Genomic DNA, 23,921 nt, shown 5'->3' on the forward strand with positions numbered 1-23,921 from the left:
CCCAACCAGCTGATAAAGCTGATAATTTTACTTTAGTCCGAAAGGAAACGTTCGGCTTCTAATGCTGCCATACAGCCCATTCCGGCCGACGTGACCGCCTGACGGTATTTGTGATCGGTTAGGTCGCCCGCTGCAAAAACACCCGGAATGCTGGTTTCGGTGCTGTCTGGCTTGGTCACAACATAGCCGCCCATGTGGGTTTCCAGCACGCCCTTGACCAATTCATTCGCAGGCGCGTGGCCGATTGCGATAAACACGCCCTTGGCTGCCAGCTCGGTGATCTCGCCGGTCTGTGTGTGCTTGAGCTTGACGCCTTCAACACCCAACGGTGCATCTGTGCCTGTCACCTCGACCAGCTCGTGATGCCACATTGGCTCAATCTTGGGGTTCTTCATCAAACGGTCGATCAGGATCGCCTCGGCCCGCAGCTCGTCACGGCGGTGCACCAGTGTCACTTTGGACGCAAAGTTTGTCAGGAACAGCGCTTCTTCAACGGCGGTGTTGCCGCCACCGACCACAACGATCTCTTCGCCGCGATAGAAAAAGCCGTCGCAAGTCGCACATGCCGACACGCCAAAACCTTTGAACTTTTCTTCGGTCTCGAGGCCCAGCCATTTTGCACGTGCGCCAGTGGCCAAAATCAAAGCATCTGCCGTAACGGTGCCGCCGCTGTCGAGATGCGCCACAAACGGACGTTTGTCGAACTCGACCGAGGCCACGATGTCATGCACGATGTTACAGCCCATCGCCTTGGCGTGCGCCTCCATCCGGACCATCAAATCAGGACCCTGAACTTCGGTATCACCGGGCCAGTTTTCAACTTCGGTTGTTGTGGTCAGCTGGCCGCCGGGCTCAATCCCTTGGATCAGCATCGGCTCGAGCATCGCGCGGCTTGCATAAACGCCGGCGGTGTATCCCGCTGGGCCAGAGCCGATTATCAATACTTTGGTATGCTTAGTCTCGGCCATGCGCTGGGCCCCCCAGTGTAAAAGTGTCCAAACGATATAGACAGCACCGCTGGGGGATAAAACCCCCTTGCGATGGGTGTTCACGCGGCTGTGCTCCGAAACGGTACAGTTCTTTTGTTGCGTGAACGTGAAATATTATTGCGCGGTAGGTGGCGAATAGGTATAGTTTGCCAAAATATGGGGAACGCAGTGCATGCCTGGCACCAAACTAGACGATATCGACAGAATGATCTTGGCTGAATTGCAAGCCGACGGACGCATGACCAATGTCGAATTGGCGAAACGGGTCGGAATTTCCGCACCTCCTTGCCTGCGCCGTGTCCGCACGCTCGAAGAATCGGGCTACATCCGCGGCTACCACGCTGAGGTCGATGCCCGTGCTTTGGGGTTCGAAGTGCAGGTTTTCGCGATGGTCGGGCTGGTTTCGCAGGCCGAAGTCGATCTCGCTGCTTTCGAGCTGAAATGCCAAGGCTGGCCGCTGGTTCGCGAATGCCACATGCTCAACGGCGAAGTCGATTTCGTTTTGAAATGCGTTGCGCCTGACCTCAGCACCTTCCAGTCGTTTTTGACTGAACAGCTGACCTCGGCTGACAACGTGGCCAGTGTCAAAACCTCGCTGGTGATCCGCGGAGCCAAGGATGATCCGGGCGTGCCGTTCGACGTGCTCGAAGAACGGCTCGCCAAAAACGCCTAAGCGGCGCGGACGCTATCCAGTTCTTCCGCTGACAAACGCGGGTATTTCATAGGTCCGAAATCTTCGACCCGTTTGATCTGAGGGAACAACGACAAATATAGCTGCTGCATTTCGATCGACAGAGCCAGATCACTGGTCCGTCCGGGGTGAAAGCTCTCTAGCAGGATGCCATTGGCCACCAGCGTGTGATGCTTGTCAAAACACAGATGGAACGTCTTGACCGGCGTCACGGGTGTAACTTCGAAAATTGTCACGCCGTCGATAAAGCCGCGCAATGGGACCGATGCGCCATCAATTCCCAAACGGACCTGACAGCTAGGTGATTTGTAGAGCATCCGCGCACGTGGCCCGAGAACCAAGTCATGCATTGGTTTGCCTAGGCCAAACCGGTCGGCGGTGACGCGGGTCAGTTTGCCCATTTCGGGGGATTGTCGGGTAAAATCGGGGATCAATGTCATCCGACCCACCCATTTCAAAACTTGCAGGCCTGCGTCTTGCGTCATCACTTTGTCGCCGGGCAACAGATCTTCGACAGCCGTTGGGCCAAATTCAGTTTCAAAAATCGTGCCGCGCCCAAAGGCTGCGAACGCATCCTCAAATGCCGAGATGGCTGGGGCAGGGCGCGCAAGTTCTTTGATCTCTTGAGAGGGAGTAAGATAGGCGACAGCATATCTGCGCATCAGAGGCCTTAAGCGCTGAGGTCGCCTGTCTTGCTGAGCGATCCGACCCATTCGGGCCAGAGCGGAATTCTTTTCCACCGCGAGGCCACCGGTGGAGGAGGGGGTCATTGTCATGCGAGCACCTAAAGGTTGGTCACATCGTCTGTCGGCCCCCATCGACAACATCTGAGGACATTGCGTTGAGATGCATGTGACCGAAACAGGGCCAAGCTGTCAAAAAACAACTAATCTGAGTGCCAAATCAAATTCAATCGAACAAAAGCCACGGATTTGTTGCCAATTTCGAACAAAGCCGCCACATTTTGATTCTTGTGGGGTGTTTTTCCCCCTGAAACGCAAAAGACCGCCCCCCGGGAGGCACGGAGCGATCTTTGCAAAGCGCTGTTGGCGTTTACGTCATCACACATGCCTTGGGAACATGCGGGACGATATCAGGACCAACGCGGTCTAGGGGAGGATGCGTCGGCTCAGTTTGTTATGCTGCGGTCTTTAGCTCTGGCGTGGCCTCTTCGGCTTCACGACGATTGATAAAGGCTTGACGACGCAATCCGCGTTCCCACGGCATACGTGTTGTTGTCTGCTCTGTTTCTTTGATGAGCTCGCTCATCCAACGGGGGGTCTGTTTCATGTCTCGTCCTCAAAGTCTGCTGGCGATGGGTTCATCTCACCTTGGGCCTACTGTGACGGGTCAAAGGGGCGGTAGTTTGACGAGCCCTCATTTTTTCAAAAATTTCTGAATAGGGAATGTGGCAGCCGTACCTGAATTCGTGGCGGCGCTCAGGTCCCCACAAAACAAGGGTTTGGCGCTGAATCTGTGACAATCAATTCAGTTGCTGGGGGATGTTTCGTGCGACTGCGGCAGGATCTGGGCAGTGGCCTGCCCTGAAGTTGCCCAATTCACATCGAGATAGCAGCGATCAGACGGCCATAGTCGGGGTCTTTGTCGTGCACCGAACGGCGGTAGCTATAGAATCGATCGGGATCGGAATAGGTGCAATGGTGCGTCCACTCAGCGCGGCTCACGCCCGCCTCGCGCAAGCGCGACAAACCAAAGCCCGGTAAATCGAACATCATCCGGTCGCCATTGCCGTTGGCGAAATAGCGGGCAAAGTTGGCGTCTTCCGCGACAAAGTCCTCAAAGAACTCGGGGCCAACCTCGTAGGCGCGTTGGCTAATGGTTGGGCCGATGACCCCTGCGGTGCTGTCGCGTGTGGCGCCTAAATCAACCATTGCCGCAACTGTCGCTTCTATCACGCCCGCCAGCGCCCCTTTCGATCCCGCGTGGCAGGCACCGATCACACCGGCCTGCGCATCGGCAAAAAGCACGGGTTGGCAGTCGGCACTTAGAACCGACAGCGCAATCCCAGGCGTGCGCGTCACCAGCCCGTCAGCCTTGGGTTTTTCCGCTGTGGGTTCCGAAACTGCGATGACATCGGCGGAATGGACTTGATGGACACCCACCAGCGCCAATTCCTCGACACCCATCGCGTCCGCCACGCGTGCCCGATTGATTGCTACCATCTCGTGTTGGTCGGACGAGCCAAAGCCACAGTTCAATCCCTGAAACACCCCAGAAGATGCGCCGCCCCGCCGGGTAAAGAACCCATGCTGGATTGGGGCCAATGCATCAGCGGTGATGATTTCGAGCGTCATTCAACAAATCCAGCAGGCAGGGGGGCATCCAAAGCAGTGATCGCAATCACTTTGAACAAATTCCCCATTTCATCAGGATGGGTCAAGCGTCGATGGGCGGCGATATGCGCGTCTAGCTGCGCACCTTGCATCTTTTGGGCCAATGCTTGCGCACGGTCGGTGATGCCCAACCGTTCCAGCCAGACGCCTTGGGGTGTGACGCGGCTATGGCGTGCGCCCACGTTTTGTGCGGCCAATGCGATGACTTCAAAATCCACCTGAACCGTTAGATCGGACAGACCGGGTGCGGCCAAAGGATCAATTGGCGCGTGTCCCTTGAGCGCTTGCAGCGTATCCCCTTGGGACCGCCAGTCGCCGTAGTCGACGATCAATGCGGTGCCTCCATGGCTTGCGATATGATGGGCAATTTCATCTGTCACCGCGGTCGCGAGCGTGTGCAGTTCCACCAGATCGCCGTCTTTGGTATCGGCCAATCTGTGCTCCAGCTCGGCACGCGGCTGTGCAGGGGCCAGCCCCCAGGACAATACGCCATCGACCGCTCCGATCACACGTTCGGCCCAACCTGCACCGTCGCGCACAAACTGGCGCGGCGGCAAACAATCGAAAAACTCGTTCGCGATCAACAACAGGGGCTGATCTGGCAGGTCGGTCAGGGTGTCGCGAAAAATTGGTGCATAGTCCATAAGCAAGGTCTCTTGGTCTGCTTGCCGCTGGGGTGATGCCTCGACCATGATGACCGTCATGGCGTCGATGAACCTCGGCACAGCCCGCGCCGCACGCAAGGCATCTGCCATCAACGTGCCGCGTCCGCCGCCCAGTTCACATAGTGTGAACGCATCAGGTGCCCCTGCATCGATCCACGCTTGCGCAAGGCTGAGCCCCACAAGCTCTCCGAACATCTGGCTGATCTCGGGCGCTGTTGTGAAATCTCCGTCGCGCCCAAACGGCTGCTGGGTTGTGTAGTACCCTAAGTCCGGATGCAGCAAACACTCAGCCATATAGTCGGCCACGCTCAACGGCCCCTGTGCTGCGATCCTGCGCAGCAGATAGTCCGTCAGGGTCATTGCTGACGTGGCCGCGACATGGCCCACAGCGTCAAACCAACGAAGATCATGGGGATCGACAACAGTTGTCCCATGGTCAGCCCATAGCCCCCAGATTCGAGAGCAAGTCCCAGAGGATTGCCTTCGGTCACAAAATGCGCATCCGGTTGGCGCACAAATTCAATGGCAAAGCGGCTGATCCCGTAGCCTGCAAAAAACAGCCCTGTCAAAAGTCCGGGCCGCTTTAGGGCGCCAAAGCCGAAGGCGAGGACCAGCAGAACCGTGCCCAACAACAGGCCTTCCAGCCCCGCTTCGTACAATTGTGATGGATGCCGCGCGCAGGGTCCAGCGGCCGTGGCACAGGCTTGGGCCGCGTCCCCAGGAAAGGCGACGCCCCAAGGCAGGTCCGTTTGACGGCCCCACAGCTCGGCATTGATGAAATTCGTGGTCCGTCCCAGCAAGAGGGCAGGCGGCGTGGTCAATGCCAGCATGTCCGCGACGCTCCACAATACCAAACCGTGTTTGCACGCAAATAGGAAGACCGCGAGACACACGCCCAGAAATCCACCGTGGAACGACATGCCGCCGGTCCAGATCATCGGGATTTCGATGAGATGCGCCAAATAGTAGGCTGGCTGATAGAACAGAACATAACCCAGCCGTCCGCCTGCAATCACGCCGATGATGATCCATGTCAGCAGATCTTCGACTTGGGTCGATGTCATCACAGGTGTTTCGTTGCGCCACAAACGGGCGCGTCTCACCACGCGGACAGCCAGCCACCAGCCGATCAGAATACCGACCACATAGGCCATCGCGTACCATCTCAGGGCAAACTCTATTCCGAACAGTTGGACCGAAAAGATTTCGGGCGAAATTTGTGGAAATGTGATCATAGCACTTACCTGCGGTTGGGGTGCGGCGATGTCAACCTTGTGCACCACTGTCCGAGCCCCCATATAAGGCTCATCAAGTATTCGGAGACCAGACATGCAGACCCGCAACAAAATCTTTGACGACATCTCGCAGCTTATGACCAACGCGATGGGCGTGGCCCAAGGGGCCAAGGACGAAGCTGATACCGCGATGAAGGGCATGATGGATCGCTGGCTGGCTGATCGTGATTTTGTCACGAGAGAAGAGTTCGACGCTGTCCGTGCCATGGCGCAAAAGGCCCGCGAAGAAAACGCAGAGCTATCCGCACGTCTCGACGCGTTGGAAAAGAAAAAGAAGTAAACTCGCAAGATCGACCTTCAAAGCGCCGCCCCTTGGTCAATCCAGCGGGCGGCGTTTTGCTGTCTATGGTGCCGGTTCGGGTTCTCGCCGACGGCGGGACGACGATTTGCGCCGTATAGGTAAACCATTTCCAAATCTTCTTGGGTTATCCACAGCTTATTTGGGTCTCCCCAGATTTAGGCCTTTACAGGAACGTCCCATTTCGACCACCATATGTAGTAAGGGCAGAGGGTGCCAAACCCCGTCCCTTGCGCAGGCACCTAGTGATAGCTGGCTAAATCGCCACTGATCCCTAGAACACACAGGAGGCCCACATGGCATTGTCCGAGCAGTTTCTGGAAGCCGACGATCTTCACCCCATCGATCTTGTCGAACATATCGCCGAGCATCACGAATGGGAATTTGACCGTATTTCCGACGAACAAATCGCTATGGCAGTCGTGGGCCAGTGGCGCACCTATTCTATTACGCTGGCGTGGTCCGCCTATGATGAAACCCTGCGTTTGATCTGCACCTTCGAGATGGAGCCACCCGAGGATCGCCTGCCAGCCCTCTACGAGGGTCTGAACACGATCAATGATCGCTGTTGGGCCGGCGCGTTCACCTACTGGAACGAACAAAAGTTGATGGTCTACCGCTACGGCCTCGTGTTGGCTGGCGATCAGATTGCCGGCCCCGAACAGGTCGACACGATGATCAATATTGCGGTCATGACGGCCGAACGCTTCTACCCCGCTTTGCAGCTCATTACTTGGGCCGAGCGGTCACCCGCCGAAGCGGTCGAAGTTGCCATTGCCGAGGCTTACGGCCGCGCGTAACACTTGCCCCAACGACGATTGGGGAGAAATTAAATGACGATGGATGATGTCGCTGAACGCGGATTGGTTCTGCTGGGTTGCGGTAAAATGGGATCGGCCATGTTGGCCGGTTGGCTTGCTGGTGGGCTGCCAAAATCATCGGTCTGGGTGATCGATCCAAACCCCTCTGATTGGGTGCAGGCCCAAGGTGTGCATATCAACGCCACGCTCCCTGCAGATCCAGCAATCGTTCTCGTCGCGGTCAAACCCCAGATGATGGGTGACGCGCTGCCGACATTGGTGACGCTGGGCAACAGCACTACGTTGTTTGTCTCGGTCGCTGCCGGCACCCCTATTGCGGCGTTCGAGGCCGCGCTGGGCGGGCGAACCCCGATCGTGCGCGCGATGCCAAACACACCTGCTGCCATCGGGCGCGGGATTACAGCCATCATTGGAAACGCGCATGCCAGCGCCGATCAGGTTGATCTGGCCGAGACCCTGCTGGCCGCTGTGGGCGAGGTCGTCTGCCTCGATGCCGAGGATCAGATGGATGCCGTCACGGGCGTCAGCGGATCAGGCCCAGCGTATGTGTTTCACTTGATTGAAACCCTCGCGGCTGGTGGTGTGGCTCAAGGGCTTGCCCCTGACCTTGCGATGAAGCTGGCCAAGGCCACCGTGGCAGGCGCTGGTGCGCTGGCCCAAGAGGCCGCCGACGATCCCTCGCAATTGCGGATCAACGTGACATCGCCCAATGGCACGACCCAAGCAGCACTTGAGGTGTTGATGGATGATACGAACGGCTTTCCTCAGCTGTTGAACACCGCGGTCGCGGCTGCCACCAACCGATCCAAGGAACTAGCCAATGGCGGATGAGATTACCTTTGACGATTTTCTCGCGGTCGACATCCGTGTCGGCACCGTGACCCGTGCCGAACCGTTTCCCGAAGCGCGTAAACCTGCGACTAAACTGTGGGTCGATTTCGGTGGCGAAATCGGTACGCGGAAATCTTCCGCTCAGATTACGGCCCACTACACGCCCGAGACATTGATCGGCAAACAGGTGCTGGCAGTGGTCAATTTCCCACCCCGCCAGATCGGTCCTGTGCGGTCCGAAATTTTGGTGCTGGGCCTGCATGATGACGCGGATGGCGTCGTTTTGCTGAGCCCGGACCATCCTGTTCCAAATGGTGCGAGGCTCGGCTGATGAAGCTTTTGATCACCCGACAACTGCCCGATGCTGTCATCGCGGCGGTCGAGGCCGAGTTTGACGTCACAGTGCGTGAGGATCAAACGCCACTCACGGCGACGGGCGCCAAGGCCGAGATGCAGATCTATGACGCGATCCTGTCCACCTTGGGAGATCAATTCACCGCGGATGCCTTTGCTGAAGGCGTCCGTTGCAAGATGCTCGCCAACTTTGGCGTGGGCTACAATCATATCAACGTTGATGCGGCCCAAGCGGCGGGCGTCCAAGTGTCGAACACACCGGGGGCTGTGACGGATGCGACCGCTGATATTGCGCTGACCCTAATGCTGATGGCGTGTCGTCGCGCGTCCCAAGGCGAACGGTTGGTCCGTTCGGGCAATTGGGGCGGCTGGCAGCCCACGCAAATGCTGGGCCTGCACATGACCGGCAAAACGCTGGGCATCATCGGAATGGGGCGCATTGGTCAGGCGATTGCAAAACGCGGCCACTACGGTTTTGATATGAAAATCGTCTACCAAAACCGCTCTGCCAAATCTGTGGCTGTGCCTGCAACGCAGCTGGATAGCATTGCCGAAGTTGCAGCTGTCGCTGACGTGGTTGTCGTCGCGGTTCCAGCCACACCGGAAACACACCATCTGATCAACGCTGACGTCTTTGCCCATATGAAACCCACTGCGCATTTCGTGAACATCGCGCGGGGTGACATCGTGGACGAAGCGGCCTTGATCGCAGCGCTAGAGACCGGCGTGATCGCAGGCGCGGGGTTGGACGTCTATGAATTTGAACCGACCGTGCCCGACGCGCTCAAGGCGCTCGAGAATGTGGTCTTGTTCCCACATCTCGGGACCGCAGCCTTAGAAGTCCGCGAGGCAATGGGGCTGATGGCTGTCGATAACCTGCTGGCGTTCAAATCTGGTGCGCTGCCGCCAAACGCGGTTTAGGCATCGCGGGGGCGGTCGCCCATTTCTTCGCGCCAATGACGGCGGCATAGCGACACATAGGTCTCGTTGCCGCCGATCTGCACCTGATCGCCGTCGCGAAGGGTTTTCCCATTCTCATCTTGCCGAATGACCATGGTCGCCTTCTTGCCGCAGTGACAAATGGTGCGGACTTCGCGCATTTCGTCGGCCAACGCCAACAGCGCCGCAGATCCCGGAAACAACTGTCCCTGAAAATCGACCCGCAGGCCAAAGCACATGATCGGAACTTTTAGATCATCCACTGCACGGGCCAACTGCCAGACCTGCTCTTCCTCTAGAAACTGTGCCTCGTCGATGAACACACAGGCACAAGGTTTGGCCAGCCGACGCTCGATTTTGGCAAACAGGTCTTCACCCGCAGCAAAGGTATCAGCCGCCGATCCAATTCCGATCCGGCTGGCAATGGTGGCATCGCCCGCACGGTTATCGAACTGCGCCGTGATTAAAAAGGTATTCATGCCGCGTTCGATATAGTTGTGCGATGCTTGCAGCAGCACAGTCGATTTACCCGCGTTCATGGTGGAATAGTTGAAATAGAGCTTGGCCATAATATGGACCTACCCCAAGGCATCCCGATCGTTCAAGTGGCAGGAAAGCTCGGGTTGGGGGGCAGGCAGAATACTTGCAAAACAGGTATATGCACTCACCGGCCCACACCCCCAGGAAAGCAAACAGGACACAGAGCCCTGAAACTCGTTACTATCCTCAACGTGAGGACAGGTTTACCAATGACAAACCTGACATATGTACTTAATGGGAAAGGCGGGGGCTCTTTACCCATCTAGGACGTAGAGGCGGAATCGAATGGCTGGCATGGGTAGCTATCTCAAGAAACACACCGAGGCTTTGGTCAAGGACGTGGGTATCGAACTCGCATGCAAATTGACTGGTAAGTCAAAGGCAACGCTGGGTCGCTACTATTCCGATGCCGAGGAACATGCCGACCGCTTTATGCCGGTTGACGCTGTTGCGGCACTCGAGGCTGCGTCCAGCTACCCACATGTCACTTCGGCTTTGGCCGAGCTTAAGGGCATTACCCTTAGCTACAATGACGCGCCATCCAACAAGGACCGCGAAGGCGGTGTGAACTCGGATGTTATTCAATTGGCTCAACGGTTTGCGATGTTGATGAGCGAATACAACCAGTCCATCGAAGACGGTATTATCACTGTGAACGAAGCCAAGCGTTTGCTGCGTGAGACAGTTCAGTTGCAGCGTGTTCTCTTGGACATGAAAATCCATCTCGAAGAAGAAACCACCTGATCCATGTCAGACAAAGCCGATTTGCCGCTGATCGATTTTGATGCATTTCAACAGATCGATGTGGCGGCTTTGCGCGCGCCGGACGACCCCGGTCATGCCCCTCGTATTCTGATCCTCTATGGATCCCTTCGCGAAACGTCATATTCCCGTATGGCTGCCGAAGAAGGTGCGCGAATCCTGACGGCATTGGGCTGCGAGGTTCGGTTTTTCGATCCAGCTGGCCTGCCACTGCCCGATTCTTGCGATGAAACGCACCCAAAAGTTGCAGAATTGCGTGAATTGGCCGTGTGGTCCGAGGGTATGGTTTGGTCCAGCCCCGAACGGCACGGTGCGATGACCGGTATTATGAAGGCACAGATTGATTGGCTGCCGCTCAGCATGGGCGGGGTCCGCCCAACCCAAGGAAAAACGCTTGCTGTGATGCAGGTCTGTGGCGGCTCGCAATCGTTCAATGCCGTGAACCAAATGCGGATTCTTGGCCGCTGGATGCGGATGGTCACGATCCCGAACCAAAGCTCTGTTCCAAAAGCATGGAACGAATTTGAAAATGGCCGGATGAAAGACAGCAGCCTCTACCGCCGCATCGTCGATGTGATGGAAGAGCTCGCACGCTTTACGTGGATGATACGTGGCCGCTCGGATGGTCTGGTCGACCGCTATTCCGAACGGGTCGAAACGGCCGAGGCTGCACGCAAGCGGGTCAACGAAACCCCCGCCAAATAATCAGACGCGCTCGACGATCACTGATCCGACTGAATAACCCGCGCCGAATGAACAGATCAGCCCTGTTTCGCCCGCCTTCATGTCATCCGAATACTTCGAGAACGCGATGATCGAACCTGCCGACGATGTGTTTGCATAGTCTTGCAGGATGTTTGGCTGTTCTTCGTTCTCGGGCGTCCGCCCCAAAACCTTTTTGCCGATATAGTCGTTCATCGTCTTGTTCGCCTGATGCAACCACAGCCGTTTTAGATCGGCAGACACCACACCTTCATCCGCCATGTGATCGGCAATGTGTTTGCTGACCAGCGGCAGAACCTCTTTGAACACCTTGCGCCCGTTTTGCATGAACTGCATGTCGCGGCGGTCGTACACTTCGTCATGGGCACGGCGCAGGAACCCGTTGTTGTTGCGGATGTTGTTGCTAAACTGGGTGGCGCAACGGGTCGATTTGACCTTGAAATAGGGCGCTTTGGCATCGTCTTCGCGTTCCAACAACGTCGCCGTTGCCACATCCCCAAAGATGAAATGACAATCCCGATCCCGCCATTCCAAATGCGCCGAGCAAATTTCGGGGTTTACAACGATCGCACTGCGAATACTACCGGCACGGATCATGTCAGCGGCCGTTTGAATACCAAAGGTCGCGCTGGAACAGGCCACGTTCATGTCAAAGGCAAAGCCGTCAATTTCCATCAGCTGTTGGATTTCCACGGCAATCGCCGGATAGGCACGCTCGTGATTGGACGCGGCACAAATCACGGCACCCACATCTGCGGCGGTCTTGCCCGCATCGGTCAGCGCCTTTTTGATCGCATCGACCGCCATTTCGGCCATCAAACTGGGGGCGTCATCTGGGCGAGGGGTGAACGCCGGCGACATGCGGTCAGGGTCCAGAACACCCTCTTTGTCGATCACATAACGGCGTTCGATCCCGCTTGCTGCGATGATGAACTCGGACGACGAATGTGGCTTGGCCTCAATCTCTCCGGCCTCGATGGCATCGGCATGGGCCAGATTAAACCGATCCGCATAGGCGTTGAACGCCTTGACCAGCTCGTCATTTGTGATGGTGTTTTCCGGCGTGAAAACGCCCGTTCCGGTGATCGCTACACTATGCATCAGAGCCCTCATTTATATGAAAGCGACCTTGGGGAACCCTGTGATGTTTGTCCAGAATGACGCAGGGTCGTATTGCGCCAAAGAAAACGCGCCCGATCATCAGAACGGACGCGTCAAATCTTTAAACCTGCGAACGATTACTTGTCCTGCAACGCCCGCACACCAACCTTCAACTCGACCCGTGCTTTCATTGCAAAAGCGGCGGCGTGGGATGCTGCTGCTGTCGTGAAATACGGGATGCGGTCATACAAAGCCACGGCGCGAATGCTACGGCTGTCCTCGACGGCGGCGGCCCCTTCGGTCGTGTTCATGACCAGCGAAACATGGCCGTCTTTCAGCCGGTCGACGATGGTCAAACCACCTTCATAGACCTTGTTGACGGTCTCGGCTTCGATGCCTTGATCGGTCAGCCACTGCGCCGTGCCGCGTGTCGCCAGCAGGTTCAGACCCAGCTCGATCAGCGCGCGCGCGGCGTCTGCCATGTCGTCGGTCTTGTCCATATCCTTGATCGACATGAACACCGCACCTTCGGTTGGCAATTCGGTGCCAGCACCCATCTGCGCCTTAAGGAATGCGCGGTGGAATTTGCTGTCGGATCCCATGACTTCGCCGGTCGAGCGCATTTCTGGGCCCAAGATCGTGTCGACACCTGGAAAACGGGCAAAGGGCAGAACCGCCTCTTTCACAGCAAAGGTGTCGATTTCTGGATCTACGAGGTCAAAGTTCGACAACGGCTCGCCCGCCATGACGCGCGCGGCGATTGTGGCGATTGGGCTGCCAACTGCTTTGGCGACAAACGGAACCGTCCGCGACGCACGCGGGTTCACTTCGATCAGATAAATCTCGCCGTTTTTGACTGCGAACTGAATGTTCATTAGACCGACCACATTCAGCGCAAGCGCCAGTTTTTCGGTCTGCACGCGCAGTTCGGCAATGGTTTCAGCAGACAGCGAATAAGGTGGCAACGAACAGGCGCTGTCGCCCGAATGGACGCCGGCTTCTTCGATGTGCTGCATGATACCGGCAACATGGACTGATGTGCCGTCACAGATCGCATCAACGTCGATCTCAATCGCGCCGGTCAGATAGCTGTCTAGCAACACAGGGCTGTCACCGGACACGACAACTGCCTCGGCGATGTAGCGTTCCAGTTGCGCCATATCGCGGACAATCTCCATCGCGCGACCGCCCAAGACATAGGATGGGCGGATCACCAATGGAAAGCCGATGTCGCCAGCTGCAGCCAATGCTTGGGCATCTGTCGATGCAATCGCGCCGCCCGGCTGTTTCAGGCCCAGTTTTTCAACGAGGTCTTGGAACCGCTCGCGGTCTTCTGCCAGATCGATCGCGTCCGGTGTGGTTCCTAAAATTGGGATACCTTCGGCTTCCAGCGCATTGGCCAGTTTCAATGGTGTCTGACCGCCAAATTGAACGATCACACCGTGCAAGGTGCCTTTTTCCTGCTCGACCCGCAGAATTTCCAACACATGTTCAAAGGTCAAAGGCTCGAAATACAAACGATCCGACGTGTCATAGTCTGTCGACACCGTTTCGGGGTTACAATTGACCATGATCGTCTCGTAACCCGCTTCTGTGAGCGCGAAACAGGCGTGACAACAGCAATAGTCAAACTCGATGCCCTGACCGATCCGGTTCGGGCCACCGCCCAAGATCACGACCTTTTTGGCTTCGGATGCGCGCGCCTCGCATTCGACAGTGCCCATCATTGGGCTCTCATAGGTCGAATACATGTATGGCGTCTGCGCCTCGAACTCGGCGGCACAGGTGTCGATACGTTTGAACACCGCTTTGACACCCAGATTGCGCCGCGCATCGCGGACGTTCTTTTCGTCCCGGCCAGACAACGTCGCGAGACGTGCATCGGTAAAGCCCATCATCTTGAGCGCGCGCAACCCGTGTTCTGTCACAGGTAGCCCGCCTGCGATCACACCGGCCTCGGTTTCGATGATTTCGCGGATACGCGCCAGGAACCATGGGTCAAAGGCGGTGATTTCGTTGATCTCGGCATCGCTAAAGCCATAACGCATGGCTTGGGCAATCACGCGGATCCGGTCAGGTGTCTGTTTGGACAGCGCCTTGGTCACGGCTTTGTCGATGGCATCTTGGGCCGTGGCATCGATACCGACCAGAATAGAGTCTTGGCGCTTCACACTATCAGGCGACACACCTTCGATGGCGATATCATCAAAACCGGTCAGCCCGTTTTCCATCGATGCCAATGCCTTTTGCAGGCTTTCGTGGATGGTCCGGCCAATGGCCATAACTTCGCCCACTGACTTCATCGCTGTGGTCAGAAATGGCTCAGAGCCGGGGAATTTCTCGAACGCAAAGCGCGGAATTTTTGTGACGACATAATCAATTGACGGCTCGAACGATGCAGGCGTCACACCAGTGATATCATTGTCCAGCTCGTCCAACGTGTAGCCAACAGCCAGCTTGGCCGCGATCTTGGCAATTGGGAAACCCGTGGCCTTGGACGCCAACGCTGACGAACGCGACACGCGCGGGTTCATTTCAATCACGACCATCCGGCCATCGGCAGGGTTCACAGCCCACTGCACATTCGATCCGCCTGTCTCGACGCCAATCTCGCGCAGGACATTGATCGAATGGTTGCGCATGATCTGGTATTCTTTGTCGGTCAGCGTCAGGGCAGGAGCCACAGTGATACTGTCGCCTGTGTGCACACCCATCGGATCGACGTTCTCAATCGCACAAATGATGATGGCGTTGTCGGCTGTGTCGCGGACCACTTCCATCTCGTATTCTTTCCAGCCCAGCAGGCTCTCATCGATGAGAATCTGCGCCATGGGCGAGGCTTCCATGCCCGAACGGCAGAAATGCTCGTATTCTTCGCGGTTGTTTGCCACACCGCCGCCCGTTCCACCCAATGTGAATGCAGGACGGATGATCGCAGGCAGACCGATTTCTTCGAGCGCGTCCATCGCGGCAGACAAACCCGCGTTGATGTCGAACTTATCGGTGACGCGGATTGCGTCTTTGTTTTTGGTAGGGGCCGTGACAATCGTGGCCTTTGGGTTTTCGATGCCCAAACGGCCCATCGCTTCACGGAACAGCTTGCGGTCTTCGGCCATTTCGATCGCGTCGCGTTTCGCACCGATCATCTCGACATTGTATTTGTCCAAAACGCCCATCTCTTCCAAGGCGAGCGAGGTGTTCAAACCCGTTTGACCGCCCATCGTCGGTAGCAATGCATCGGGGCGTTCTTTTTCGATAATCTGGGCGACAACATCAGGTGTGATCGGCTCGATGTATGTGGCATCAGCCATGCCTGGGTCAGTCATAATTGTTGCTGGGTTCGAGTTGACCAGAATGACGCGGTAACCCTCTTCGCGCAGCGCCTTACACGCTTGTGCACCCGAGTAGTCGAATTCGCAGGCCTGCCCGATGACAATAGGACCAGCACCAATGATCATGATGGATTTGATATCGTCTCGTTTTGGCATATTGGCCCCCACAGCAAAAAGGCTACTGACACCCCAGAGCGCCAGCAAATTGTCGGGGTTATACTTGCCAAGCCAAGGCGTGCAAGGGCCGTTTCGCTATTCCGCGGGGATCGCGCCAATGTTCTGCGTTTGTTGGGCGGGTTCACGCGGACGGGCAGGGGCAACAATCACCAATCCGAGGATACCCAACAGGATCGGCACACTGATCATGATCTGCGGGAAAAAGGTCAATCCGACCCGTGCCATAAGCATTTGGGCAATCATGCTGAACAAGAACAGATACGTCAGATAGATGACGTTGAACGCACGTTGCCCGAACAAAACACCGAAAGCGGGCAAAACATATGTAGCCAGTAGGAAATAGTGGGCCCAACCCAGAGGTGCCGCCAACGGAATCAATAGCGCCAACCCGACAAACTGCCGTTGTAGGGCGCGCGGCTGGTACATCCCACGTGTCCGCCACCAAATCGCGGCGGCACCGAAGACAAACAAACCTTTGGCAAAATATCCGACCCAATCGGGTTTCTCGAAAATCATCTCGCCCGAATTATGGACGATACCTGTGCCTTTGATGGTGTGCACCAGATCGAAAATGAACCCTTCGACGGAAAAGCCCATACCAGCGATAAACAACTGTTCTTCTAGCTTGTGCAACGTCGTTAGGAATTCGGCATGGATTGTCACGCCCATATAGCCATAGCTGAACGCGAGAATCGCTGCTGAGACGACGATGAACCCACCCAGCGCACGCCAATTGCGGTTCCAGATAAAGATCAGGATCAGAGCACCGGGCGTGACCTTGAGACATGCAGCCACCGCCAATGCCATGCCCGCGCTCCAATGCGCGCCATAGCGCAAACGCTCGAACGCCAGCATACAACAGAAAAAGACAAGAATTTGGATCTGCCCTAGATACAACGCAATCGTGGACGTGAACGAAATCGCAAACAGTAACACACTATAAAGCGTCCAGATAACAGGTGACACGGTATGCGGCTGCATAAATCGGTAGGCCAGCCACATCGACGCGATCATGAGCGAACAATTCAACACCAACACCCCGTTCATCAGGATCATCGGGTCCATGTTGGTAAAAGGTGTCATCAGAACCGCAACCCATGGCGGATAGATAAACGGATAGGTTTGCTCGCCTGCATATCCGTCTTCAACAACCGCAAACGTCCATTCTAGTGGCATTTGCGGCCCGATAACTTGCTCAGTTCCGGCGTAAATCTGGTCTAGTTGCCCCGTTCCCCAAAAATGCCCAGCATAATAATAGGCGCTGAAATCCGTGGCCCAATTGCCCCAGAGGTCGCTCAGCGTGTACGCAAAGAATGCGAGGATCAGGAAGACGCAAAAAAACGCGTCACGTTTCGTCATTTCAAATCGGTCAAACACTAGTCTTTGCCCCAAAACTACATGATTTGAGGAAACAGTAGCGGTTGATTGTGACCAAATTAGGGACAATCCGCAGAAATCCCCCTGTCCACAGGCGCTGTGGCGCTTGACTTTGCTGGTGCGGCGCGGTGTATCGGGCTGATCCGAATTTCCCAAAGGGACCGATGACATGCACGCCTATCGCAGCCACACTTGCGCCGACCTCACCAAAGCCAACGTTGGCGACACTGTCCGTCTTTCGGGCTGGGTTCACCGCGTGCGCGACCACGGCGGTCTGTTGTTCATCGACCTGCGCGACCACTACGGCATCACCCAAGTTATGGCCGATCCCGATAGCCCCGTATTTGCCGAGATCGAAAAGGTCCGCAGCGAATGGTGTATCCGCATCGATGGCAATGTCATGGCCCGCGACGAAAGCCTTGTGAACCCGAAAATCCCAACGGGCGAGGTCGAAGTCTTTATCCGCGATATCGAAGTTCTTGGCGCGGCGAATGAGCTGCCCCTGATGGTGTTTGGTGAACAGGAATATCCAGAAGAGACGCGTCTCAAATATCGCTATCTCGATCTGCGTCGTGAAAAGCTGCAAAACAACATGAAGATGCGCTCGGATGTTGTGGCCTCGATGCGCAAACGCATGTGGGACAAAGGCTTCCGCGAATATCAGACGCCGATCATCACAGCGTCCTCGCCCGAAGGCGCGCGCGACTTTCTCGTGCCATCCCGTTTGCACCCCGGCAAATTCTACGCTCTGCCGCAGGCGCCACAGCAGTTCAAACAGCTGATCATGGTGTCGGGCTACGACAAGTATTTCCAGATCGCACCGTGCTTCCGTGACGAAGACCCGCGTGCAGACCGCTCGCCCACCGATTTCTACCAGCTCGACCTCGAGATGAGCTTTGTCGAACAACAGGACGTGTTCGACACGATCCAGCCTGTGATCCAAGGTGTGTTCGAGGAATTCGGCGGCGGTAAGAAAGTCGACGCCACTTGGGAGCAGATCAGCTACCGCGACGCGGCTCTATGGTATGGCAGCGACAAGCCTGACTTGCGCAACCCGATCAAGATGCAGGTCGTGTCCGAGCATTTCCGTGGCTCTGGCTTTGCGATCTTTGCCAAGCTGCTTGAGAACGAAGGCACAGAAATTCGTGCGATCCCCGCCCCGACAGGTGGCAGCCGCAAATTCTGTGACCGCATGAACGCCTTTGCGCAAAAAGAGGGCCTGCCCGGCATGGGCTATATCTTCTGGCGGACACAAACCGCTGATGCGATTGCGCAGGAAACTGGCATGACCGTCAAAGAGGTCAACGCCAAGATCAAAGCAGGCGAAATCGAAGTGGCAATGGAAGCCGCAGGCCCGCTCGCTAAAAACATCGGACCAGAACGTGCCGAGGCGATCCGCGTTGAGCTGGGTCTCGACAACGGCGATGCGGCGTTCTTCTTGGGTGGCAAGCCTGCTGCATTCGAAGCGTTCGCTGGACGTGCGCGCTCTGAGATTGGCGATACGCTGGGTCTGACAGACACCAACCGCTATGCCTTTGCATGGATCGTCGATTTCCCGATTTACGAGCGTGACGAAGAAACCGGCAAAATCGACTTTGAACACAACCCGTTCTCTATGCCCCAAGGCGGCATGGCCGCTCTGGATGGCGACCCCGAGGATGTGCTGGGCTATCAGTATGACCTTGCCTGTAACGGGTACGAACTTGTGTCGGGCGCAATCCGGAACCACCGCCCCGAGATCATGTTCAAAGCGTTTGAAATCGCTGGCTACGGCAAGGACGAAGTCGAGAAGCGCTTCGGCGGTATGGTCAACGCCTTCCAATACGGCGCCCCACCCCACGGTGGTTGTGCCGCAGGTATCGACCGCATCGTGATGTTGCTGGCCGAAGAGGCGAACATTCGCGAAGTCATCATGTTCCCGATGAACCAGCGTGCCGAGGATCTGATGATGGGTGCGCCCAATGATCCGATGAACGAACAGCTGCGCGAACTGAACCTGCGTGTGATCCCTCAGGACGACTAGGATCAGGCGAACAGCCGCGGCTCTCAGTGCGTCTGAGAACCAAGACAAATAGACGGATCGGCAAGAGATTGCAGGTCCGTCTTTTGTTTTCTGGCAAACGGGCCATGGTGCTATTACGTTAAAGCCTAGCACAACAGGAGCGTTCATGCCTTTTGATCCGACCTTGGCCGCGATCCGGTTTGGATACGGGCTGTCACCGACCGTGGCGGCACCGGTTTCTGTGGACGATATGCTGGCGCAGGCGCGTGGACCCGATGAAGCGGGCCGTGCCTTTCGTATTCCGCACATGGATCAGATGTGGCCCAGCCACGGCGAGTTTGTCCGCCTGACACGTCTGCGTCGCCAAAATGATGGAACCGAGGTTGGCGCGCAGGCCGCAGAAGATCTCAAAACCATCCAACGCCAAGTGCGCGTTGTGCAATATCAATCCTTCCGCGCGGTGGTGCAGCGCGGCGTGTCGACCTCTGACGGGTTGCGCGAACGTCTTGTTCGGTTTTGGGCTGACCATTTCACCGCCCAGTCCGACCGTGCCGTGACCCGCCATCTGGTCGCGGCCTACGTCGAAGAAGCAATCCGCCCGCATGTGATGGGCCGGTTCTCTGACATGTTGCGCGCGGTTGTCACCCATCCCGTCATGGTCCTCTATCTGGATCAGGAACAATCAATGGGCCCCAACAGCCGCCAAGCCGCCCAGCGGGACCGCGGGCTGAATGAAAACCTAGCCCGCGAAGTGCTCGAACTGCACACGCTAGGCGTGGGTGGCCCCTATTCCCAAGACGACGTGCGCCAATTGGCCGAATTGATGACGGGCCTCAGCTACACCCCCCAAGACGGGTTCAAGTTCCGGTTCCGCTTTGCCGAACCCGGCGAAGAGATTGTGCTGGGCCGCTCTTATGGCGGCGGCGCGCCCCAGTTGGACGACATTCTGGCGGCGATGGATGATTTGGCAGCACACCCTGCCACAGCAAAACATCTCGCGCGTAAACTGGCTGTGCACTTTGTCTCGGACACGCCTGAACCGGCGCTGGTCTCAGCCGTCGAACAGGCATTGGTTCAAACAGGCGGCAACCTCGGGGCCGCGGTCGAGGCACTGCTGACCCACGACGACGCGTGGTTGATTGATCTGGAAAAGGTCAAGCAACCGTTTGATTTTATGCTGTCTTCTTTGCGGGGTCTAGGCGTATCGCCAGCCAGTGTTGGTGCCGCAGATGACCGCACGGTGCGCCGATTGGCGGAACGCCCGCTGCGCGTTATGGGCCAGCCGTGGGAACAACCCCCTGGTCCAGACGGGTGGGCCGAGGATGCGGCGGCGTGGATCACCCCCCAAGGGATGGCAGGCCGTATCACATGGGCGATGCAAGCGCCCAAGGCCTTTGTCGATCCGCTTCCTGACCCCCGCGATTTTGTACACACCGCGCTGGGCCCTTATGCGACCCAAGACATAGAATTCGCCGCCAACGCCGCCGAAAGCGTGACCGAAGGGATCGGCCTGATCCTGTCGTCGCCCGCATTCCAAAGGAGATAGAGATGACCGATCTCAGTCGCCGCAAATTTCTGATCAATTCGACCGTGCTGGGCTGTTCGGCCGCAGCAAGCCCGCTGCTCGCTCCTGTGACACTGGCCCAAGCCCCGTGGGAAAACCGGCTCATCGTCATCATCCTGCGCGGTGGGATGGACGGACTCGACGTGGTCCAACCCTACGGTGATCCGGCTCTCGGCACCCTGCGGAAATCTCTGGTCTTTGGTGAAGACGGCGATGCCTCTGATCTCGATGGGTATTTCTCAATGCACCCTGCGCTGGCGCCACTAAAACCTCTCTGGGATGACGAGGACCTCGCGTTCACACATGCGGTTTCAACCCCATACCGCGACAAACGCAGCCACTTTGACGGCCAAGATATCCTAGAGGCGGGCTCGGGTGAGGTGTTCGGCGGTGGCGTTCGTGGCGGTTGGTTGAACCGGATGCTGCAAGAGGTGCCCGATATCACAGTACAGACCACCTATGCGGTTGGGCGCGAGCAGATGCTGCTGACCAGTGGTGCCGCACCTGTGTCGCGTTGGTCCCCCGAGGCCGAGCTAAACCTCAGCCCCCAAGCCAAACGCTTGCTTGAACTGATCCACCATTCTGATCCGTTGTTCCAAGAGGCTGCGACCGATGCGATTGCGATCGCCGAAGAAATTGAAATGACCGGCGAGCTTGCTGAAGAAGGCGAGATGATGATGGCCGAAACCCCGATGATGAACACAGTCAAAGGTGGCGATCATGTTGAGATTGCCGAGTTTGTGGCGGATCGTTTGCGCGGCGATGCGCGGATTGCGGCGTTTTCGCTCAATGGGTGGGATACGCATTCGAACCAACGCAGCGGTTTGCGCCGTTCTCTCAAACGCCTCAGTGATACCATTCTTACGTTGCGCGCGCGCCTTGGCCCCGCGTGGCAAAGCACGGCCATTGTTGCGATGACTGAATTTGGGCGGACGGCCCGCGAAAATGGCACCAAAGGCACGGATCATGGAACCGGTGGTGCGATGTTGATGGCGGGTGGGGCTGTGCGCGGCAAACGTGTGATCACCGATTGGCCCGGTTTGAGCGATGGTGATCTGTACGACGGGCGCGATCTGCTGCCGACCCGTGATGTGCGTGCGCATGCGGCATGGGCCATGCGCGGTCTCTTTGGTCTCAAGACGCAAACGCTAGAGCAAGTCGTGTTTCCCGGGCTCGATCTGGGAGCCGACCCCGGGATTTTGCTGTAATCTTAGATCGCGGAATCGGTGGAAATGCTGCCGACCACGTTGGATGTGTCCTGAGCGATCCGCATCGACTGGCCCGCCATCGTTGCAGTAATTGCAACCGATAACATCAAAACGCCTGCCATCAAGACCATCCAGTCGAGAGTCGCGTTCCCGTCTTCTTCGTTAATAAACGTCTTAAAAAAAGACTTCATTAGGTGCTCCTGCTCGTACTTACGCCCGTGTCCCATGCTCTAGGGATAGGCGGTGAATTCGGCAGAAATTTGCCTCGGAATGGAAACAATTGGGGCATTCCAAGGGCGGATTGGTTCAAATTTAGGGACTTGGACCCCAGCACTTGGGTCGCTAGGTTCAAACCCGAGGGACAAGATCGAGTGATGGGGAAAATGTCAGATACAGGATCACAAAACCGGCCTTTGGGTCCGATCGTTGCGAATTGGTCTCCGCCCATCCGGCCCCAAGAGGACGTCAGAATTGGGCAGTATGCGCAGCTTGAACCGCTAGATCCTGCACGCCATGCAGCGTTGCTCTATCGTGCGTTTTCCGGCCATCCGCAGGTTTGGGATTACATGCCCGCAGGCCCGTTCGGGTCGTCGTCAGGGTTTCACCGGTTTGTGTCAGACATCACCAAAGCGGACTACCCCAAGTTTTATGCGGTCAAAGATCTTGAGGCGGGCGAATTTGGTGGCTTTTGCTCTTATCTTCGCATTTCCCCAGATGCTGGCTCGATCGAAGTCGGCTACATCTCTTTTGCGCCGCAGCTACAGCAGACCCGCGCCTCGACCGAAGCGATGTTTCTCATGATGCAATGGGCGTTTGATGCGGGGTACCGGCGCTATGAATGGAAATGCAACGCGCTCAATGGGCCGTCTCGCCGGACTGCCCAGCGGTTGGGCTTCAGCTACGAAGGTACGTTTCGCCAAGCGGATGTGGTCAAGGGTCGCAACCGTGACACGGCTTGGTTTGCGGTGACAGATACGGACTGGCCTGCGTTAAAGGAAGCGTTCTCACTCTGGCTCGCGCCATCAAACTTTGATGCATCGGGGCAGCAAATCGAACGCTTGGGCGATCTTACCCGCCTCGTGCGTGTGGCCTCGGACCCCACGCTTTAGCCGTTTACATCGCGCGGTCGGCGTTCATCCGGTCTTGCACCATCCCTGACAATCGGTCCAATGCATTGCCAACTTCGACGCCTCGTGCGCGGCGTTCAACCAATGTGTCGATGGCTTTGCTCAAACCGGCGTCTTTTGCGCTTAGGGCGACGCCGCCCACAAATTGCGCGACATAGTCCAACGTCCGTTCGTCATGGCGACCCGCCAGAACATCCGCGACATGTGCCATATCATCGCGAAATGCGATCGGGTCGGGCGATACTGTATCCGCGCTGACGACACGGGGGCCGGGTGGATGTTCGTCCAGCGGGACATGTTGCAAAATGGCGTTTTGAAATTGCGATAGGCTCGCCATTGGCTTTGCAATGAACCCGTCTGCACCAGCCGCTGTCGCGACGTCCTCTAGTTCGAGATCGCCGCTTGTCGCCAAGATAACATCGACGCGGGGTTGCGCATGGTTCAACTCTTCGATCAGTTCAGCCCCTGATCCATCGGGCAGCCCCATATCCACAATCACAACGGATGGCCGGTAGGCCTGCAAATGACGCCCCGCTGATCGCAAACTGTCGGCCCGCCTGATCCGTGCACCAGACCGCAAACACAACAGCCGCATCGCCTCGCAAGCAAATCGGCTATCTTCGACCACGAGCACTGTCCGCCCTAACAAGGGGTGGGCCGAGGTTGGTGGTCGTGATGTCATGAAATCAGCAAGGTCGTCCATAGTCGCTCTCCCCAGAAATCGTAGGCCTCATTTTTTCATATCGAAGCTAACAGGATGTTAACGCGTCC

24 protein-coding genes are annotated in these 23,921 nt (G+C 56.9%); 12 read left to right on the forward strand and 12 right to left on the reverse strand.

Annotated elements, in window-relative coordinates; genetic code table 11:
- Positions 1–32: 32 nt before the first annotated feature.
- Positions 33–968, reverse strand: coding sequence for a thioredoxin-disulfide reductase (trxB, locus tag TR2A62_RS15665; protein WP_009159867.1), 936 nt, complete (start codon positions 966–968; stop codon positions 33–35).
- 193 nt (positions 969–1,161) lie between these two features.
- Here trxB and TR2A62_RS15670 point away from each other — a divergent pair, with 193 nt between their 5' ends.
- A complete protein-coding gene (locus TR2A62_RS15670; protein ID WP_009159734.1) occupies positions 1,162–1,662 on the forward strand; it encodes an Lrp/AsnC family transcriptional regulator in 501 nt (166 codons plus the stop codon).
- On the opposite strand, the gene TR2A62_RS15675 is transcribed toward TR2A62_RS15670, so the two are convergent.
- The 5 genes from TR2A62_RS15675 to lgt form a co-directional block, all read right to left on the reverse strand.
- A complete protein-coding gene (locus tag TR2A62_RS15675) occupies positions 1,659–2,456 on the reverse strand; it encodes a Hint domain-containing protein (protein ID WP_040820858.1) in 798 nt (265 codons plus the stop codon). The two genes, TR2A62_RS15670 and TR2A62_RS15675, sit on opposite strands and share 4 nt — an antisense overlap.
- 361 nt (positions 2,457–2,817) lie before the next feature.
- Positions 2,818–2,970, reverse strand: coding sequence for a hypothetical protein (locus TR2A62_RS18845; RefSeq protein ID WP_009160328.1), 153 nt, complete (start codon positions 2,968–2,970; stop codon positions 2,818–2,820).
- A 269-nt stretch (positions 2,971–3,239) separates the two neighbouring features.
- Positions 3,240–3,995, reverse strand: coding sequence for a peptidoglycan editing factor PgeF (gene pgeF / locus TR2A62_RS15685; RefSeq protein WP_009157653.1), 756 nt, complete (start codon positions 3,993–3,995; stop codon positions 3,240–3,242).
- A complete protein-coding gene (locus tag TR2A62_RS15690) occupies positions 3,992–5,059 on the reverse strand; it encodes a class I SAM-dependent methyltransferase (RefSeq protein ID WP_009160660.1) in 1,068 nt (355 codons plus the stop codon). Before TR2A62_RS15690 ends, pgeF begins: the two co-directional genes overlap by 4 nt.
- Entirely contained in the window at positions 5,056–5,934 is an 879-nt protein-coding gene (lgt, locus tag TR2A62_RS15695; protein ID WP_009159844.1) for a prolipoprotein diacylglyceryl transferase, read from the reverse strand. Before lgt ends, TR2A62_RS15690 begins: the two co-directional genes overlap by 4 nt.
- A 94-nt stretch (positions 5,935–6,028) precedes the next feature.
- Between lgt and TR2A62_RS15700 the strand changes: the two genes are divergently transcribed.
- The 5 genes from TR2A62_RS15700 to TR2A62_RS15720 all read left to right on the forward strand — a co-directional run bounded on the left by TR2A62_RS15700 (position 6,029) and on the right by TR2A62_RS15720 (position 9,219).
- On the forward strand, positions 6,029–6,274 hold the full coding sequence (locus TR2A62_RS15700; RefSeq protein ID WP_009157687.1) for an accessory factor UbiK family protein: 246 nt from the start codon (positions 6,029–6,031) through the stop codon (positions 6,272–6,274).
- A gap of 314 nt (positions 6,275–6,588) precedes the next feature.
- The gene (locus TR2A62_RS15705) at positions 6,589–7,092 is read left to right on the forward strand and encodes a YbjN domain-containing protein (protein WP_009157832.1); all 504 of its coding nucleotides are present in this window, start codon (positions 6,589–6,591) and stop codon (positions 7,090–7,092) included.
- A 33-nt stretch (positions 7,093–7,125) separates the two neighbouring features.
- Positions 7,126–7,944 (forward strand): pyrroline-5-carboxylate reductase, encoded by an 819-nt coding sequence (proC, locus tag TR2A62_RS15710; RefSeq protein ID WP_009159164.1) that lies wholly within the window; start codon positions 7,126–7,128, stop codon positions 7,942–7,944.
- The gene (locus tag TR2A62_RS15715) at positions 7,934–8,275 is read left to right on the forward strand and encodes a tRNA-binding protein (RefSeq protein WP_009160260.1); all 342 of its coding nucleotides are present in this window, start codon (positions 7,934–7,936) and stop codon (positions 8,273–8,275) included. Before proC ends, TR2A62_RS15715 begins: the two co-directional genes overlap by 11 nt.
- Positions 8,275–9,219: a D-glycerate dehydrogenase gene (locus TR2A62_RS15720; protein ID WP_009158796.1), complete on the forward strand. Its 945-nt coding sequence runs from the start codon at positions 8,275–8,277 to the stop codon at positions 9,217–9,219. The genes TR2A62_RS15715 and TR2A62_RS15720 overlap by 1 nt, the downstream gene beginning before the upstream one ends.
- On the opposite strand, the gene TR2A62_RS15725 is transcribed toward TR2A62_RS15720, so the two are convergent.
- The gene (locus TR2A62_RS15725) at positions 9,216–9,806 is read right to left on the reverse strand and encodes a thymidine kinase (RefSeq protein WP_009157988.1); all 591 of its coding nucleotides are present in this window, start codon (positions 9,804–9,806) and stop codon (positions 9,216–9,218) included. The two genes, TR2A62_RS15720 and TR2A62_RS15725, sit on opposite strands and share 4 nt — an antisense overlap.
- A 256-nt stretch (positions 9,807–10,062) precedes the next feature.
- Between TR2A62_RS15725 and TR2A62_RS15730 the strand changes: the two genes are divergently transcribed.
- Together TR2A62_RS15730 and arsH are read left to right on the forward strand one after the other, a co-directional pair.
- Positions 10,063–10,521 (forward strand): hypothetical protein, encoded by a 459-nt coding sequence (locus tag TR2A62_RS15730; RefSeq protein ID WP_009159149.1) that lies wholly within the window; start codon positions 10,063–10,065, stop codon positions 10,519–10,521.
- 3 nt (positions 10,522–10,524) lie between these two features.
- Positions 10,525–11,244: an arsenical resistance protein ArsH gene (arsH, locus tag TR2A62_RS15735; RefSeq protein WP_009160808.1), complete on the forward strand. Its 720-nt coding sequence runs from the start codon at positions 10,525–10,527 to the stop codon at positions 11,242–11,244.
- Here the strand turns inward: arsH and TR2A62_RS15740 are convergent, their stop codons facing one another.
- The 3 genes from TR2A62_RS15740 to TR2A62_RS15750 all read right to left on the reverse strand — a co-directional run bounded on the left by TR2A62_RS15740 (position 11,245) and on the right by TR2A62_RS15750 (position 17,231).
- Positions 11,245–12,363 carry a beta-ketoacyl-ACP synthase III gene (locus TR2A62_RS15740; protein WP_009157563.1) on the reverse strand — a complete coding sequence of 373 codons (1,119 nt, stop codon included), beginning with the start codon at positions 12,361–12,363 and terminating at the stop codon, positions 11,245–11,247.
- A gap of 137 nt (positions 12,364–12,500) precedes the next feature.
- On the reverse strand, positions 12,501–15,851 hold the full coding sequence (carB, locus tag TR2A62_RS15745; protein WP_009160056.1) for a carbamoyl-phosphate synthase large subunit: 3,351 nt from the start codon (positions 15,849–15,851) through the stop codon (positions 12,501–12,503).
- A 96-nt stretch (positions 15,852–15,947) separates the two neighbouring features.
- Positions 15,948–17,231 carry a glycosyltransferase family 87 protein gene (locus tag TR2A62_RS15750; protein WP_190275718.1) on the reverse strand — a complete coding sequence of 428 codons (1,284 nt, stop codon included), beginning with the start codon at positions 17,229–17,231 and terminating at the stop codon, positions 15,948–15,950.
- Positions 17,232–17,418: 187 nt separating this feature from the next.
- Here TR2A62_RS15750 and aspS point away from each other — a divergent pair, with 187 nt between their 5' ends.
- The 3 genes from aspS (at position 17,419) to TR2A62_RS15765 (ending at position 22,023) form a co-directional block, all read left to right on the forward strand.
- Positions 17,419–19,272 (forward strand): aspartate--tRNA ligase, encoded by a 1,854-nt coding sequence (gene aspS, locus TR2A62_RS15755; protein WP_009158688.1) that lies wholly within the window; start codon positions 17,419–17,421, stop codon positions 19,270–19,272.
- A 145-nt stretch (positions 19,273–19,417) separates the two neighbouring features.
- Positions 19,418–20,797 (forward strand): DUF1800 family protein, encoded by a 1,380-nt coding sequence (locus TR2A62_RS15760; RefSeq protein WP_009157923.1) that lies wholly within the window; start codon positions 19,418–19,420, stop codon positions 20,795–20,797.
- Positions 20,798–20,799: 2 nt separating this feature from the next.
- Entirely contained in the window at positions 20,800–22,023 is a 1,224-nt protein-coding gene (locus TR2A62_RS15765; protein ID WP_009160653.1) for a DUF1501 domain-containing protein, read from the forward strand.
- Positions 22,024–22,025: 2 nt separating this feature from the next.
- Here the strand turns inward: TR2A62_RS15765 and TR2A62_RS15770 are convergent, their stop codons facing one another.
- Positions 22,026–22,214 (reverse strand): hypothetical protein, encoded by a 189-nt coding sequence (locus TR2A62_RS15770; protein WP_009159854.1) that lies wholly within the window; start codon positions 22,212–22,214, stop codon positions 22,026–22,028.
- A gap of 183 nt (positions 22,215–22,397) precedes the next feature.
- Here TR2A62_RS15770 and TR2A62_RS15775 point away from each other — a divergent pair, with 183 nt between their 5' ends.
- Positions 22,398–23,132, forward strand: coding sequence for a GNAT family N-acetyltransferase (locus tag TR2A62_RS15775; RefSeq protein ID WP_009157686.1), 735 nt, complete (start codon positions 22,398–22,400; stop codon positions 23,130–23,132).
- Positions 23,133–23,136: 4 nt separating this feature from the next.
- On the opposite strand, the gene TR2A62_RS15780 is transcribed toward TR2A62_RS15775, so the two are convergent.
- Complete coding sequence (locus TR2A62_RS15780; RefSeq protein WP_009159320.1) at positions 23,137–23,853, reverse strand: response regulator; 717 nt, start codon at positions 23,851–23,853, stop codon at positions 23,137–23,139.
- Between the last annotated feature and the right edge of the window lie 68 nt (positions 23,854–23,921).

Origin of the sequence: Thalassobium sp. R2A62, assembly GCF_000161835.1 — a bacterium.
Lineage (GTDB): Bacteria > Pseudomonadota > Alphaproteobacteria > Rhodobacterales > Rhodobacteraceae > Thalassobium.

Coding starts and splice junctions, on each gene's coding strand:
- trxB (WP_009159867.1), bottom strand. CDS start 968: ATGGCCGAGACTAAGCATACCAAAGTATTGATAATCGGCTCTGGCCCA.
- TR2A62_RS15670 (WP_009159734.1), top strand. CDS start 1,162: ATGCCTGGCACCAAACTAGACGATATCGACAGAATGATCTTGGCTGAA.
- TR2A62_RS15675 (WP_040820858.1), bottom strand. CDS start 2,456: ATGACAATGACCCCCTCCTCCACCGGTGGCCTCGCGGTGGAAAAGAAT.
- TR2A62_RS18845 (WP_009160328.1), bottom strand. CDS start 2,970: ATGAAACAGACCCCCCGTTGGATGAGCGAGCTCATCAAAGAAACAGAG.
- pgeF (WP_009157653.1), bottom strand. CDS start 3,995: ATGACGCTCGAAATCATCACCGCTGATGCATTGGCCCCAATCCAGCAT.
- TR2A62_RS15690 (WP_009160660.1), bottom strand. CDS start 5,059: ATGACCCTGACGGACTATCTGCTGCGCAGGATCGCAGCACAGGGGCCG.
- lgt (WP_009159844.1), bottom strand. CDS start 5,934: ATGATCACATTTCCACAAATTTCGCCCGAAATCTTTTCGGTCCAACTG.
- TR2A62_RS15700 (WP_009157687.1), top strand. CDS start 6,029: ATGCAGACCCGCAACAAAATCTTTGACGACATCTCGCAGCTTATGACC.
- TR2A62_RS15705 (WP_009157832.1), top strand. CDS start 6,589: ATGGCATTGTCCGAGCAGTTTCTGGAAGCCGACGATCTTCACCCCATC.
- proC (WP_009159164.1), top strand. CDS start 7,126: ATGACGATGGATGATGTCGCTGAACGCGGATTGGTTCTGCTGGGTTGC.
- TR2A62_RS15715 (WP_009160260.1), top strand. CDS start 7,934: ATGGCGGATGAGATTACCTTTGACGATTTTCTCGCGGTCGACATCCGT.
- TR2A62_RS15720 (WP_009158796.1), top strand. CDS start 8,275: ATGAAGCTTTTGATCACCCGACAACTGCCCGATGCTGTCATCGCGGCG.
- TR2A62_RS15725 (WP_009157988.1), bottom strand. CDS start 9,806: ATGGCCAAGCTCTATTTCAACTATTCCACCATGAACGCGGGTAAATCG.
- TR2A62_RS15730 (WP_009159149.1), top strand. CDS start 10,063: ATGGCTGGCATGGGTAGCTATCTCAAGAAACACACCGAGGCTTTGGTC.
- arsH (WP_009160808.1), top strand. CDS start 10,525: ATGTCAGACAAAGCCGATTTGCCGCTGATCGATTTTGATGCATTTCAA.
- TR2A62_RS15740 (WP_009157563.1), bottom strand. CDS start 12,363: ATGCATAGTGTAGCGATCACCGGAACGGGCGTTTTCACGCCGGAAAAC.
- carB (WP_009160056.1), bottom strand. CDS start 15,851: ATGCCAAAACGAGACGATATCAAATCCATCATGATCATTGGTGCTGGT.
- TR2A62_RS15750 (WP_190275718.1), bottom strand. CDS start 17,231: ATGACGAAACGTGACGCGTTTTTTTGCGTCTTCCTGATCCTCGCATTC.
- aspS (WP_009158688.1), top strand. CDS start 17,419: ATGCACGCCTATCGCAGCCACACTTGCGCCGACCTCACCAAAGCCAAC.
- TR2A62_RS15760 (WP_009157923.1), top strand. CDS start 19,418: ATGCCTTTTGATCCGACCTTGGCCGCGATCCGGTTTGGATACGGGCTG.
- TR2A62_RS15765 (WP_009160653.1), top strand. CDS start 20,800: ATGACCGATCTCAGTCGCCGCAAATTTCTGATCAATTCGACCGTGCTG.
- TR2A62_RS15770 (WP_009159854.1), bottom strand. CDS start 22,214: ATGAAGTCTTTTTTTAAGACGTTTATTAACGAAGAAGACGGGAACGCG.
- TR2A62_RS15775 (WP_009157686.1), top strand. CDS start 22,398: ATGGGGAAAATGTCAGATACAGGATCACAAAACCGGCCTTTGGGTCCG.
- TR2A62_RS15780 (WP_009159320.1), bottom strand. CDS start 23,853: ATGGACGACCTTGCTGATTTCATGACATCACGACCACCAACCTCGGCC.